At 28.2% G+C, this 13,995-nt stretch carries 13 protein-coding genes; 8 read left to right on the top strand and 5 right to left on the bottom strand.

The annotated features are described in order from the left end of the window. Nucleotides 1-458 precede the first annotated feature (458 nt). From ACQ654_RS08130 to tnpC, 6 genes are all read left to right on the top strand, one after another. Nucleotides 459-3,971, top strand: a complete 3,513-nt coding sequence (locus tag ACQ654_RS08130) for a hypothetical protein (RefSeq protein WP_430409819.1) — start codon at nt 459-461, stop codon at nt 3,969-3,971. Further along, on the top strand, nt 3,958-5,952 hold the full coding sequence (locus tag ACQ654_RS08125; RefSeq protein ID WP_430409818.1) for a hypothetical protein: 1,995 nt from the start codon (nt 3,958-3,960) through the stop codon (nt 5,950-5,952). The genes ACQ654_RS08130 and ACQ654_RS08125 overlap by 14 nt, the downstream gene beginning before the upstream one ends. Before the next feature lie 34 nt (nt 5,953-5,986). Next, nucleotides 5,987-7,027: a restriction endonuclease gene (locus tag ACQ654_RS08120; RefSeq protein ID WP_430409817.1), complete on the top strand. Its 1,041-nt coding sequence runs from the start codon at nt 5,987-5,989 to the stop codon at nt 7,025-7,027. Between the two features lie 287 nt (nt 7,028-7,314). Beyond that, entirely contained in the window at nt 7,315-7,665 is a 351-nt protein-coding gene (gene tnpA / locus ACQ654_RS08115) for an IS66 family insertion sequence element accessory protein TnpA (RefSeq protein ID WP_430409270.1), read from the top strand. Further along, complete coding sequence (tnpB, locus tag ACQ654_RS08110) at nt 7,653-8,006, top strand: IS66 family insertion sequence element accessory protein TnpB (protein ID WP_430409271.1); 354 nt, start codon at nt 7,653-7,655, stop codon at nt 8,004-8,006. Before tnpA ends, tnpB begins: the two co-directional genes overlap by 13 nt. 49 nt (nt 8,007-8,055) lie before the next feature. Further along, on the top strand, nt 8,056-9,549 hold the full coding sequence (tnpC, locus tag ACQ654_RS08105) for an IS66 family transposase (RefSeq protein WP_430409816.1): 1,494 nt from the start codon (nt 8,056-8,058) through the stop codon (nt 9,547-9,549). Nucleotides 9,550-10,887: 1,338 nt separating this feature from the next. Here the strand turns inward: tnpC and ACQ654_RS08100 are convergent. Further along, on the bottom strand, nt 10,888-11,064 hold the full coding sequence (locus ACQ654_RS08100; RefSeq protein WP_430409815.1) for a hypothetical protein: 177 nt from the start codon (nt 11,062-11,064) through the stop codon (nt 10,888-10,890). Nucleotides 11,065-11,409: 345 nt separating this feature from the next. On the opposite strand from ACQ654_RS08100, the gene ACQ654_RS08095 reads away from it, so the two are divergent. After that, complete coding sequence (locus ACQ654_RS08095; protein ID WP_430409814.1) at nt 11,410-11,736, top strand: hypothetical protein; 327 nt, start codon at nt 11,410-11,412, stop codon at nt 11,734-11,736. 7 nt (nt 11,737-11,743) lie between these two features. Here the strand turns inward: ACQ654_RS08095 and ACQ654_RS08090 are convergent, their stop codons facing one another. After that, the gene (locus ACQ654_RS08090; protein WP_430409813.1) at nt 11,744-12,649 is read right to left on the bottom strand and encodes an IS982 family transposase; all 906 of its coding nucleotides are present in this window, start codon (nt 12,647-12,649) and stop codon (nt 11,744-11,746) included. Nucleotides 12,650-12,693: 44 nt separating this feature from the next. Between ACQ654_RS08090 and ACQ654_RS08085 the strand changes: the two genes are divergently transcribed. Next, the gene (locus tag ACQ654_RS08085; protein WP_430409812.1) at nt 12,694-13,050 is read left to right on the top strand and encodes a hypothetical protein; all 357 of its coding nucleotides are present in this window, start codon (nt 12,694-12,696) and stop codon (nt 13,048-13,050) included. On the opposite strand, the gene ACQ654_RS08080 is transcribed toward ACQ654_RS08085, so the two are convergent. The 3 genes from ACQ654_RS08080 to ACQ654_RS08070 form a co-directional block, all read right to left on the bottom strand. Next, nucleotides 13,047-13,268, bottom strand: coding sequence for a hypothetical protein (locus tag ACQ654_RS08080; RefSeq protein ID WP_430409811.1), 222 nt, complete (start codon nt 13,266-13,268; stop codon nt 13,047-13,049). The genes ACQ654_RS08085 and ACQ654_RS08080 overlap by 4 nt on opposite strands. Further along, nucleotides 13,261-13,557 carry a hypothetical protein gene (locus ACQ654_RS08075; RefSeq protein WP_430409810.1) on the bottom strand — a complete coding sequence of 99 codons (297 nt, stop codon included), beginning with the start codon at nt 13,555-13,557 and terminating at the stop codon, nt 13,261-13,263. The genes ACQ654_RS08080 and ACQ654_RS08075 overlap by 8 nt, the downstream gene beginning before the upstream one ends. Before the next feature lie 160 nt (nt 13,558-13,717). Continuing rightward, nucleotides 13,718-13,852 (bottom strand): hypothetical protein, encoded by a 135-nt coding sequence (locus ACQ654_RS08070; RefSeq protein WP_430409809.1) that lies wholly within the window; start codon nt 13,850-13,852, stop codon nt 13,718-13,720. Between the last annotated feature and the right edge of the window lie 143 nt (nt 13,853-13,995).

Below are 13,995 nucleotides of genomic sequence, written 5' to 3'. Positions count from 1 at the left end.
AAAAAGGAAGATTTATCCTAGTGTAAATGAAGCCTAAAAGTATAATAATTAATAGGTAGCTTAAAAATTACTTATGATTTAATAAATATTTTCTGATTTCATTTTACATTTAATATGTTGTTCAATAAGTGGTGGGAAAGGAGTTAAAATAATTTTCCAAAAATTTATTAATTACTGGTGATTATTGAAAAAACTACAAAAACCAACTTATTATTAAGTGATGAGTTTATAATTTACTAATAAGTAAGAAATCAGTAAAAGATTTTAAAAAAAATAATCATCATCATATAATATTAGATTATTTGTGTAAACTAGATACCTCAATAAGATGTCATGAAAAGTTTGTCAAACAAAATAAGAAAGTATAAATTAAATATTCAAGAAGAAAATTACTACTTTTAATCTTCCGCTACTAAATTGTATTGTGACAACTAAAAAAAGAATAATTACCTCAAAAAATGATAGAAATTTTAGAGAATCATTGTAATGAAAATAATGGATTGCTATTATTTAATCCTCCAACTGGTTCAGGAAAAACACATAACGTACTAACTTGGATATTCGAAAATTACAAAGAGTATTGCAAAGAAAATAGAAAAATTTTCTTCATTACAAATCTTAAAAAAAATCTACCGTATGAGGAGTTAAAAGATAATTTCTTTATACCCAATAAAAAATTAAATGATTTTGAAAAGGATGTGATCTTTTTAGATTCTAACTCTGAATGCCTTATTGAAAATTTCGATGATGTAATTAATTCAATTAACAGTTATTTTAAAAATCATAGTATATATCGTGAAGTCAAGAGCATTATCGCTAACATAAATTATTATTCAAAAAAAGGACGAAGTTTCAAATCTTTTGTAGATGAGCAAAAAAACAAATTAAGAAAAGAATTAGAACCAAAGTTTAGAGGAATAATTGAAAAGTATTTAAAAGATAATTTTAAAAATAGACAGGAAAGAATCAGAGCAATTAAAACGCAAGATGAACTCAAATGGATTGGCGAACTTTATCCCGCAGTTTTCACATCAAAACGAAAAGTATTCTTTTTAAGTATAGACAAATTTTATTTCAAGAATAGTACTTTAGTAGAACCATCTTATTCTTTTCTCGAAAATAATATTACAAAAAATGCAATTATTTTTATAGATGAATTTGATGCTACTAAAGATAGTATTCTAAATAATATAATTGAAAAAGGAAAGAAACAAAGGATTGATTTTATTCATCTTTTTACTGAAATTTATTGGGCTTTATCTAAAAATGTCTTTCCTGAAAAGTTCACTACTCATTCAGAACAAAGACAGGAATTGATTGATAAAGGATATGACTTGTCACTCAAAAATGTTAAAGATGTATTATTAGAAAAATCTGAAGTAATAGTCAAAAAGTTTCAACTCAATTATAGTTTTAAAACTAAAAATATAGATGATAATGTAAGTCAAAGAAGCCTTTTATTTCACGATTTTCAATATCACTCGGTATACAGGAACAACAAAAAATTCATCCGACTTAATCGAAATGATTCATTAAAAACAAATGAAATAGTTTTTGAAGACACTAAGCCTAAAGGAGAAAGTATGGTTCATCTTCTCAATGAGATAAAAGGTTTTGTAAATTATTTTAGTAGAAAAATTAAAAGCATTGCAGAAAATTATCAACAGCTAGAAAATAGAGATAAAAAGAGAAGAACCGAATTTACGTTTGATTCAGCATTAAGTACTGTTATAGAAGAATTTGCTCTAGACATTAGATATAAAAACTTTCTTATTGAAAATATCCTCAGTACTAGGGAAAAGCCAAATAATAATAAAAAAGGTAAACTTGAGTTAAATTATGATTTAAGTGTTTATGAAAAAGGGTTTAGATATTATGATTTTGTAGATGATGATTTACACCAATCAAAAACAAAAACCTTCATTTATAGTTTTCAAAATACTCCCGAAAAATTCATATTGAAACTTGCTGAAAAGGCAAAAATAATTGGAATATCTGCTACTGCGTACATAGAAACCGTAACAGGAAACTATGATATCAGTTATTTTAAAAGACAGCTTGGCTCTAAATTTATTGAACTATCAAAGGAAGAAAATAGGATTCTTTTCGATCTGTTTGAAGAGCAAAATAAATATTATTCTAAAATTAATATTCATACAGCATGGTTAAATTTCAATGACTTCTCAAAAGATTTTGAAACTTTATTTGGGGATAAAGAATTAGCTGATGATATTATAGGACAACTGAATACTTTAAATACAACAGATTATCAATTTAATAGATATTTAAAAATTTCGTATGCTTTCAAACAATATTTATTACAGGATGATATTACAGGTTTTCTCTGTCTTTTAAATAAAGAGCCTAAAAGAAATGATAAAGCTTTAGAATTAAATATACTAGAAGATATTTTTTCACTCTTGATTGAAGAAAATAACAAGCAAGAATATTTTACAAATCCTGACGAAGAAAAATTTGATGTAAAAAAATCATATTGTATTGTTAATAGTAATGATTTTGATAATAAAAAAGCAGACTTTAAAAGTAGGCTTGAGGCTGGAAAAAAGATTTTTATTATTTCCATGTATCAAACTATGGGAGCAGGTCAGAATCTTCAATTTATTTCTTCAAATCCCGAAGAATTGATTAATGTCAGGAGTGAACAACTACCAAATTGGAATGTTCATAGCCAAACAGATATAAATGCTATTTATTTAGATAAGCCTACTCATATAATTCAACAAATCAATAGAAACTTAAACGAAGAAGGATTTATAAAGTACTTATTTCAATTAGAATTTTTGGCTCAAGTAGGTATTATTTCCATTTATCAATTAAATATGGAGGTAACTAGAGCCTTTAAAAATCTTTTAGCTTCATTCAATACTAAAGAGGATTTAGGAAGTCCAAAAGTCAATTTATATAATGATGAAAACATAAAACAACATTATGCTAAATTTATAATACAGGCAATTGGTAGAATTTGTAGAACCAATCTAAAATTTCCGAATATTTATATTTACGTAGATAAAGAGTTAGATAAACTTATTTGTGATTTTGATATTGAAAATAATTTGGTTCTAAATGAGTTTAAAGCACTAATTAAATCAAGTAAACAACTTATAAAAATTCAAAATGAGAATAACTCTAAACTTAAAAACCTTGCGGCTTCAACAAACAGGAAAGTTCATTCTATAATTCAAAAATTTATTTCAAATAAAAATTGGAGTTGGACAGAGAAACGAATACAAGAATGGAATAGTTTAAGAAAGATGTGCCTGAGTTTTCCTTCTATATCAAAAGATGAAATAAATGATTTGAAACTGAATCGAATCTTGGATTTATACATTGAACTTCCAACTCCATCAAATAATTATTATTTTAAAGCTAATGAGACTGAGTTCTATAATGATTTCAAAAGTATTAAGGTTGATTTCAATACTAATTCAGGAAGTGAGGTTTCTAGTGAATCTGCCAGATTGGATGAACTATTAGAAATAGATGGAGTTAGACAGTTTTTTGAAAAGGAAAAATGGGCAACTGAGTTCAAAATTAATAAGTACATGATAACTCCAGTAATGTTTAATAACATATACAAAGGCGCTTTAGGAGAACAAATTGGGAAATTTATTTTTGAACAACAATTTAATATTCAGTTAGAAGAATTAGCAGTTGAATACTATGAAAACTTTGATTATAAGATTGAAAATGAAAATATTTATATAGATTTTAAACATTGGAAAGAAACTACTGAAATTAGTTTTATTGAACAGGAAGCCAAGATTAGAAAAAAACTAGAAAATGTAAATGGAGAAAGGGTTTTTATAATCAATATACTTTCTACAAGTGAAAGACAGACTATAAGGTCGGTAGATAAAAGAATTATTGAAATTCCTTTTCTATGGAACTCGCAAACAAAAGAACTAAATAACTCAATTATAAAAGAAATCAACGCTTATGCAACTTTGTAAAACCAATAAGCTTAGTATTCAAATTAATTTTAAAGAACTATTGACTGATTACTCAATAGTAAAATTTTCAACAACTGAAAATTATATAAAATTTGGAGCATTAGTTCTTGATGAAATTAGTACAAAGTTAAAAGCAAAAAGCATTGTGTTTGAAAGGGGAAAATCATTCTATGCGCTTTTTGATAAAAAAATCATTTCAAGAGTTGACTTGGCTAGAGAACTTGAAAAAATCGAATATGGTGATAAGCTTTCATTTAGAATTCTAAGCTTAAATGAAATTAAAGAAATTAATGAGCATTCAATTTCGCAATTGGTTGTTAATTCAATTGCTTCCCCAAAACATGAAAAGTTAACATATAATAATCTTACGGGGAAATTATATCTATTCAACACAAATCATTTAAAAATAAGCACATCAAAAGATAAAGAGCAGATATTTCAAATTGTCGGGTTAGAATTTTACATTGATCTAAATAGCTGTTTGCAATTGAATGTAAGAACATTTTCAAGTTTACTATTAAGTAAGTCAATGGATTTTTCCATAAAGAAAATCAGTTCATATCCAAAATACACCTTTGTTCATTCTACAAAGACGCTTAAAAGAGTTTTACCATCAGAAAAAATAAGTATTGATAGTCAATATATTTTGAAACAAACTCTTAAAAATGGAGCAATGCAAAAAAGTAGTATTCCGTTTTTAGATTTTAGTAACTTAAAAGAATTTAAAAATAGTAAAATAGGAATCTTAACCGACGTTCTCAATACTATCAATCATAAGCTTTCAAAATATATAAAACTCAATTTGCATGAAGTCAAAATAAATAAAACTATAAGGCATTCTAACGTGTTTGATTTTAAAGAATTTAGTAAAGATGTATTCCTTATTGATGGAATTAACGATGAGGATTCTAGTGAACACCTTGAAACCTTAAAAAATGAATTGAAAAAGTTAATTTTTAATTCTAATATCAAAGTATCAAAAACAGAAGATAAGAACGGTTTTAACATTAAGCTGATACATGATAAATCATTCTATTTAAAATACGAAAAAATAGATCCTTATAAGTCTTCTTCTTCCGTTCAGCACATTACATTAGAAGATTTTAAGGTAAATTCAAAAGCCTCTTTAAAAGCTATAATTAAAGAGTTAGTCATCAAAAATGATATAAATAAAGAGCAAATCTCAATTATCAATTGGTCAAGCTTCAATTACAAAAATAAGTGGATTTTTGGAATGAAAGATGAAATGGATTTCTTCTTTCTAACTATTGAACCAAATGGTAAAATTAAGTTTGAAAAATTTGAAGCGAATTTGTTTAATCAAAATGAATACGATGAATTATGTACTATCTATGATGAAGAAAATAATATTGAATTTATCGTTAAGGATGACATCGGTAATGTAAACATAATAGTCAAAACAAATAATTACACTATTCCTGAATATGAAGAAATAAGTAGTGTATTGGAAAAGGAGAGCGAAAAAATCGTTATCACAAAAGCTGAGGTTATAAATCTGATTAATCAAATCTTTGATAAAGAAAAGACAAGTAAATATAATGCACAAATAACATTACTTAACACTTGGGACAAGGAAAGTCTTCTGAATTGCTTCACTAATAGAAGCGAAAAGAAAAAGTTGGTAGAAAAAATTCAAGAAAATACAGGAGAAATCCTAAAATCATATTTTAGAGATAAAAAGAGGTATGAGATTTTAGACAGTCAACTTGATATACATTCATTCAATCAAAATGGTGGTAAATATTATTTTGTTGGAATAAAAGGAAAGGGTATCCAACAAACTATTACTAGGGCATCCATAATTAGAGAAATTAAAGTCTATAAAAACTCAGAATATATTTTTGATAAGTTATTACCTCTTATGAATGTAGATTTTGTAAAGAATGGAGATTTAACCGTGCTTCCTTTTCCAATAAAATATTTGAGAGAATTAAAAAGAGTACAAGAGTCAAAACCTTAGTCATGCATGAAATTATATAATTCCAAAGATACTTATGAATACAATTGAAGAGTATATTGATTTCAAAAAAATAACATTTGATAAATTTGAAGAGTTATGTTTTGAATTATTATTAAAGCATGGGTTTTCAAAATTGATATGGAGAAAAGGAGGTGCTGATAATGGTAGAGATATTGAAGGACAAATTATAATCAATAATAGTTTGATTGGTCAGTACAATGAATACTTTTTCTTTGAATGTAAAAAATATGAAAATGCTATCTCCCCTGAGAAATTAAATTCAAAAATAGCATGGGCAGATGCTGAAAAACCAGATCATTTAGTCTTTTTAATATCTTCTTATGCTTCTAATAATTGTCGTATTTGGTTAAATAAAATACAAAATGACAAGTCTTATAAGATTCATGTTATAGAAGGTGAAGAATTGAAAAGGTTAATATCACAGCATGATGATTTAGTGAGCAAATACTTTATAGAAAATAAGTATCTTAATTTACTCTATGACACAATTAATAAATGGATAATTCATAATCTTACACCTAACTTTTACACTTATTATTATTTGCTTGAGAACCTAAATATATCAGAACTAAATATCAAGCATCAAGTATTCTTATATACTCTATATTATACTTTTTACTCAAAGCTTGAAGAATTAGAGAATGAAAATTATCACGGTATTGATATTTTGGAAGACCTTAATGAACTTTTAAATAATATTAAAGCAAATTCTAATACTGAAATCCCTGTTTTAAATATAGAGTTTAAGATTGATGCTTTAAGCGATGAAGGATATTTGAATTATGAAACAGGAATTGACTATGATTTTATAGCATCTGAAGTAGCAATATTTTATAGTCATGTTGAAAATTGTAAGATCACTTATTACTTATTTAAAAGAATAAATAAAAATGAAGCTATCGAAATTTTACTATATCAAAATTCTGACCTAGATTTTAAAATAAGATACATTGTAAACTATAATTTTGAACACTACAAAGAAGTTGTGCATTTAATTTCATACAAACCTAAATTTGCAGAAAAGGTTATAAATATTAGCTCAAATATGAAGTAAAAAAGCATTTTTTAAAAAACGCAAATTATAACTATTCTCAAATTAAAAAAATGAAGTCGACAATTATAGAGATTAAAAATAATTCTTTTGCAAACAGTCTTCGTAACAGGCTATTTGAATTAAGAGCTAAAAACTCAAATAGTTCAGAAATAGATGCTTTTATTAATCTATTTCAGCAAACTTTAAAAGCTGATTTTAATGTTGAAAGTAATAAGTTCCTGGATGACTAGTAAGCCTTCGGTAAACCACGTATTGTAAAGAAATGATTTCAATTGTATTTTGGCTTCATGAAAAACACAAAGACACAGCAGCGTATGTTTGCTTTGGTAGCCAAGCTTTATTCGGAGGATATCAGCAAGAAAGACTTTTGCAAGCGTGAAGCTCTGAATTATCACACATTTTCGTATTGGATAAGACGCTATCGTAGTTTTCATGGACTACTTAAAGGCGAAACGACTTCTACAAACGATACATTCCAAAATGAGTTCATTCCCATAGATATTGAAACTTCTGCTGACAGTATTGACTCAACAATTACCATTGCATATCCCAATGGAGTTCGCCTACATTTAGATTCTTTTTCATTAACCAAACAAACGGCAGTTTGCTTGCAAAAGTTGATCTCATGTTTGGATTAGGCGTTTCCCATCGGTATCATTTGTATCGTCATCCTACTGACATGCGCAAGAGTTTTGATAGTCTAGCAGGCATCATTGAAAAAGAATTGCAGGCTTCTGCTCAAGATGGTACTGCTTACATTTTTATTAATAAATCCCGTGATAAGGTCAAAATATTACAATGGCAAGCAGGTGGTTTTGTTTTGTATTACAAGCGGTTGGAATCGGGTCGTTTTGAATTACCAATCTATGATGAAGTGGTCACCAGTATCAAGCTGAGTTATTCTCAATTGGTGCTACTGATTGATGGGATTTCTATTGCACATGTTCGAGGGAAAAAACGTTACAAATTACCTGCATAAAACGCAGAAAAACGTTGTGGTTTTACTCTATTATTAGTATTTTTCCATTGTGAAAAACGCTAGTGATACTACCGAAGAAACCGCCTATATCTCCAAAAAAGAGTATGATGATTTGTTGGATAAATACAGAGATGTAGCTGGGCAGTTAGCAGAACTGAAACGTTTGATCTTTGGCAGTAAAAGTGAACGTTTTGTCTCCACAGCTTTGCTTGGTCAATTAGGATTATTTGGTGAAGCGTCGCAAGAGTCATCTTCAAGTGCTGAAAAACAGGTCTTACGCCAGACAAAAGTAAAGATCAAACCAAAGAAAGTAGCCAAGCGAGCGATATTGCCTGCGCATCTTCCAAGAGTCGAAGAAATCATCGAGCCAAAAAATCTTACGCAAGACAGCGTTAAAATAGGAGAAGAAGTGACTGAAATCTTGGAATACAATCCTGCCAAGCTTTTTGTTCGCAGAATTGTACGTCCAAAATACGCGTTAAAAGATTATGCTGGAGTTATTATAGGGGAACTTCCAAGTCTGCCACTTCCAAAATCTAATGCAGGTGCAGGACTCTTAGCACATATTTTAGTGAGTAAATTTGTAGATCATCTTCCTTTTTATAGACAACGACAGATATTTAAACGACAACAATATCAAGTAAGTGATGCGACCTTATCAGGATGGTTTAATGCCGCGACTTCACTACTAGAACCTTTGTATGATGTGTTGACTAAAGAGTTATTACAAAGTAATTACTTGCAAGTAGATGAAAGTCCAATTGGTGTTCAAGACAGTTATAAAACAGGAAGTTTACATACAGGATATCATTGGGTATATCATGCACCTGTGGAAGGCTTGGTATTGTTCAAGTATGATGCCACTCGGTCTATAAAAGCTCCACAAACCATACTGAAAAACTATAAAGGAACTTTACAGTCCGATGGATACAAGGTCTATCAAAACCTAGCCACTGCACAACAATTAAAGCTACTCTCATGTATGGCACATGCCAGACGATATTTTGAAAAAGCACTTGATAATGATCATTCAAGAGCCAGTTATGCAATGGAACAGTTCCAAAAATTGTATGGCTTAGAAGCTAATATTAGAGAACATAATGCCACTTCTAAAGTAATCAAACGCTATCGAAATCGCTATGCCAAACCGATACTCGATACCTTCTATGATTGGTTAGTGCAACAACGATCGCAACTATTACCAAAAAGTTCCATTGCAAAAGCAGTTGGCTATACACTTCGCTTATGGAAATATCTGATTGGGTACTTAGAAGATGGAAAGTATTTAATTGACAATAACAAGATAGAAAATACCATCAGACCACTTGCTTTAGGACGAAAAAACTATCTCTTTGCAGGATCGCACAAGGCAGCTCAAAAAGCAGCCATGATGTATTCTTTCTTTGCAACTTGTAAAATAAACAATGTAGAACCATTTGCTTGGCTACACGATATCTTTAAAAAAATCCCTGAACATAAAGCAAATAAATTACACGAATTACTGCCACAAAACTGGAAAAACAACAGTATCGAAAACTGTTAAGAAAATGGCGTTTTAGCAACAAAATCTTACGGAAGCTGAGAATCCAGTAAAATCAGACACTAATCCCATAGCTAGAAAAACTTACTCCGCTACCTCTCAATAATTTACAAATAAACATATCTAACTTTATGTAAAATAAAACATCTAATCCTAGACGTAGAAGACCGAATGCTTACTTATTATGGAGTATTATTACTAGCAGTATCTGAGTTTGATAAAATGAAAATTCTTCAGAGAAACGAGTTAAAGTCAGCAGGTTTTACCGTATTATTTATGAGTATAGTACTTCTTATTATTGGGCTTTTCCTTGTTTCATCAAAATCAAGAAAATATAGAAAAATAGAAATGGAGCTTTCTAATTTGAAATACGCTCAAGAGAATACATGATAAATTGCAACAAAGTATAAAACTTACAACAAGAATCAATGAGTTTCACTGACTCCATTAAGATTCTTACATCACGACTGAAAGAGTTTGATTTTTTACCATTTTTAAAACCAATAAAAAAAGAAAAGCCTTGTAAGGATCACAAGGCTTTTCAGTTCAGGGAAATTTAGTTTTACGATAATCTAGTGGTAATTGATAAATAAAGAACTAAAAACTGAACATCTTAACAGTAGAAACCCTAATTGGAGCATTAAGGATCTCATCTGTTAAAAAGGGATTTAAAAAAGCTAGGGAATTTTGTTTATTAAGGTAATAGTATGCAATAATAAGCATTAGTAAAACTAGGACTAATGATAGTATAAATCCTGTAAAAAATCCTGCTATAAAGTTTTTCCTTTTATCGGTCATAATGTTTGTTTTAAAAGGATTGGCGAAAATCGCTTTTCGATATGTCTATCATTTTGTCAAAAAAACAGGTTTATGAAATCTATTTATATTTATGACTTTTCGCGAACCCATTAAAATCTACTATCAATAGATAAATGATAATGTTGACTTAATTGTATTATCATACATTAAGTTTACCCTAAAAACACTATCAATTTTTTAAACGAAAAGCGGTAGAATTATTTTATTATCCATACCCTAAAAAAGAATATGAATTTTTCTTTCTCCGCTTTTCTTTAATCAACCTTATAAAAATTTCAAATAGGTATATTTTTATTAAATTAGCTATCAGTTTAAAAGACAAAGTGGCTATTTTTGATTCCCGAATTAAACTTTCGTTTAAAAATCAAAAACGTCATGCATATGATTTGCCACTTTGCCAAACTTAATTAAAACAGTCAAATCTGGTTGAGTTTAAGCCACTCAGATTGACCAAATCAAAGCTTTAGTTCCCGTGGATTATTCGCTAGAATGCGGGAGTTTTAAAGCTTTTATCATGAAAAATTATTCTTCACTAGTATCTTTGAGTAATCCCTTTACTAATTGTGTTGTAATTACTGTATGAATACCTTCAATTTGTTTTTTTGCAATACCAAACGTATTTTCTTCTCCAATTACTTCTTCTTTAATTTTTTCTAGTTCAATACTATTAAAACTGATTATATTGTGAATCTTATTCATTATGATATGCACTTTGCAAATCAAAATCGATAATACAATCGTCGCTATTATTAAAATCAGTAAAAAAATTACTGATACTTCTGCAAAGCTTTCCGTCATTTTCTTTTATTTTTATTTTATAATTAATTAGTGGCTATTTAAAATCAATTATTATTTTATCGAGAAATGAAAAAACTCTTAATGCTTACCTTTGAACCAAAATACTAGTACTAAAATGAAAGCTAAACCTTGATTATTATGGTTATAACTTTACATTTAATATATTTGGTTTAAGCACATTGCTAATTTAATTAAATATACGTTAATAAAAAACAAATATACGTTAAAACGTATAAAAAAACTATAATGATTAATCGAATTCTGCAAATTATTAAAGAAAAGGGAATATCACCTTGGACTATTGAAAAAGAAACAAATTCGCAAATTACACGAATGAGTGCTAGGAAAGTCATTGAAGGTGTTACTAAAAAGCCACGAGCAGGAACAATTAATATTTTAGTTGATCTTCTATGTAATCAATATAATGTTTCAAGAATTTGGTTGATTGAAGGAAGTGGCGATATGTATATGAAAAAAGAAGAAGATTGTTATTTAGAAAAGCATGGAGTTCGTTTTTCATTAGATGAATTGATTGAACATTTTATCAAAAATCAGGAAACCTATTTAACGTGAGTTCGACTTAACTTATTCCAATATTTGGGAGCATATTAGTAATTTTGATAGATGGTTTTTTAGGTATAAAACTATATGCTATTAATCCACAGACCAAGTTTGATATAAAATTATCTACCGACCTATGTCTTGTATGCTCAATATAACATACATTTTTTAAGATGTCATTTACAGATTCAATTACAGCTCTTTTTCTTAATAGTACTTTATCCATAAAATCCATTGCTTTTTTCTTCATATTCTTTCTCACTTTTGTTATTAAATGAATTCCATCTACAAATAATTTTTCAAATAAATCTTTTCCGAGATAGCCTTTGTCTCCATAAATTTTACCAAATATTTTATCATTGAATGATTTGTTTCTAAGAGGTTTTCTATCATCCACATTCCCTGGAGTAAGCATAAACTCGACTAGTTCACCTTTATCGTTACAGACAAGATGTAATTTAAATCCATAAAACCAACCTAAGGTTCCGTAACTTTTTTGAGCTAAACCAGCAAACACTTTATGTTGCTTTTCTCTTTTATAGTGACAGGATTTCAACGTAGTAGAATCTATAAATGAAATGCCAGTACAACTACCCAAACAATGCATTTTCATAAATACTCCTAGTGGTTGAACTACTTTTTTTTGAAGTTCAACAAAACGATTGTATGAAACACAATCGGGGAACTCATTACGCATATGTTTACACACATGATTTATATAGAAGTGCTTCAGATTTCGGTAAGATTTGAAATGAAAAATAACTAAAATAGTCATTACTTCTGCATCAGACATTTTACGCTTTCTTTTGCGTATTTTCTTTTTATTTGGGTCAAGAAGACTGTTTTTGGTAACCAAATCGTTATATTCTTTACTAAAATCGTCTAAAAGACAAAATATTTCAATAATTTTATTGTCAGTAATCATAGAGAAGTTCTTATTATTAGCTTGTTATTCAGAATATTAAGTTAATGATTCCTTCTCTATTTTACAAACAATTAAAACATCTTCTTAAGTCGAACTCACGTTATTTAAATAAATCAAGCATTATTAGGTTAGCAATGATTGATAATATTGTACGAAATAAAGACTATTACCTAGAAATATCAGAGTATTTTAATTTATTTTTAAAAGGAGAAATTGAAAAAGGGGTTGATAATAAAATTGAAAATCTAGCAGAAGATATTGAAAGAAAGTTATACATTAAATATCTTGAAGATACAAAGGATTATTTAACTTTAAGTGATAAGTTAGAAGCTTTAGCTAGAGAGCTGAATAAACTCAAAAATGAAGTTAGTGGCGGGAAAGCTAACAATACCACATCTTAGTTTTTAAGTTTAGTATTATTAAAAGTATCTAGTACTTCGTCAATAGTTAAATTATTGGATTCATTATCAGGTTTTTTTTTTAGTTCTTTTAGTTCGTGAAGGATATAGTTAAGTAATTCTTTCTTGGAAATAGAATTATCATTGCTATCAAGAGTATCTTTGTATTCTTTTAATAGCTTAATTTTATTTTCAAATTTTATTTTTTTACGTTTACTCATGCTCTTTATTTTCTGAAAGTATGAGTTCCATTCCTGTCTCTACAAGTTTTTCTTTGTATTTGTTTTTAGCTTTGATCGCTTCAATATGTCTTTTATATACAACCATTAGATAGCAATATATCATTATGAAAGGTAGTATGTAGAAGAAGTCAATAGTGTCAAAAAATTCAGTATCATCATTAATAACTCTGACTATTTGAAACAAATACATACCTATTGGAATGAATAAAGTATAACTCCAAGTTTTTTGTACTCTTAAAAAAATAATAGAAAATGCAATAAATGGCATGAATTTGCCCATGAGTGTCCAAACAAGTAATCTTACTGATTCATAATAATTTGAAGTAAATACAAACCCAAGAGCCTCAATTTCTTTGATATCCTTGGGTAGTAATCTATATGAATAAAAAATTATGGGAAAAATGATAAAAAATATCATTACCCAAAAATCACCCACCTGAAGGTTCTTTAACTTTAGCTTTTTCAGTAGCTTGTTCATCTTGATTACTGTCTTCCAATGCTTCTGGTGTACAACTAACAGTTAATGTTAATAGTAAGCCTAATACTAATAAAACTTTTTTCATTGTAATTTGATTTTAAATTTATACTAAAATCAAATGTATTTAAAAAAGAAAGCGTCAGAAAGTTCTGTTTATTGTATTTGTAAATGATTACGCAATATATAAAAAAGTTTACGTAACAGTGTAGAAAAACAACAAACCGTAAT

Origin of the sequence: Kordia sp., from assembly GCF_965283645.1 — a bacterium.
Classification (GTDB): Bacteria; Bacteroidota; Bacteroidia; order Flavobacteriales; family Flavobacteriaceae; genus Kordia.
Note: the sequence above shows the minus strand (reverse complement) of the source record. Positions and strands in the feature narration are given on the sequence as shown.

Coding starts and splice junctions, on each gene's coding strand:
- tnpA (WP_430409270.1), top strand. CDS start 7,315: ATGAAAAACACAAAGACACAGCAGCGTATGTTTGCTTTGGTAGCCAAG.
- ACQ654_RS08120 (WP_430409817.1), top strand. CDS start 5,987: ATGAATACAATTGAAGAGTATATTGATTTCAAAAAAATAACATTTGAT.
- ACQ654_RS08085 (WP_430409812.1), top strand. CDS start 12,694: ATGATTCCTTCTCTATTTTACAAACAATTAAAACATCTTCTTAAGTCG.
- ACQ654_RS08130 (WP_430409819.1), top strand. CDS start 459: ATGATAGAAATTTTAGAGAATCATTGTAATGAAAATAATGGATTGCTA.
- ACQ654_RS08090 (WP_430409813.1), bottom strand. CDS start 12,649: ATGATTACTGACAATAAAATTATTGAAATATTTTGTCTTTTAGACGAT.
- ACQ654_RS08080 (WP_430409811.1), bottom strand. CDS start 13,268: ATGAGTAAACGTAAAAAAATAAAATTTGAAAATAAAATTAAGCTATTA.
- ACQ654_RS08100 (WP_430409815.1), bottom strand. CDS start 11,064: ATGAATAAGATTCACAATATAATCAGTTTTAATAGTATTGAACTAGAA.
- tnpB (WP_430409271.1), top strand. CDS start 7,653: ATGTTTGGATTAGGCGTTTCCCATCGGTATCATTTGTATCGTCATCCT.
- ACQ654_RS08095 (WP_430409814.1), top strand. CDS start 11,410: ATGATTAATCGAATTCTGCAAATTATTAAAGAAAAGGGAATATCACCT.
- ACQ654_RS08125 (WP_430409818.1), top strand. CDS start 3,958: ATGCAACTTTGTAAAACCAATAAGCTTAGTATTCAAATTAATTTTAAA.
- ACQ654_RS08075 (WP_430409810.1), bottom strand. CDS start 13,557: ATGCCATTTATTGCATTTTCTATTATTTTTTTAAGAGTACAAAAAACT.
- ACQ654_RS08070 (WP_430409809.1), bottom strand. CDS start 13,852: ATGAAAAAAGTTTTATTAGTATTAGGCTTACTATTAACATTAACTGTT.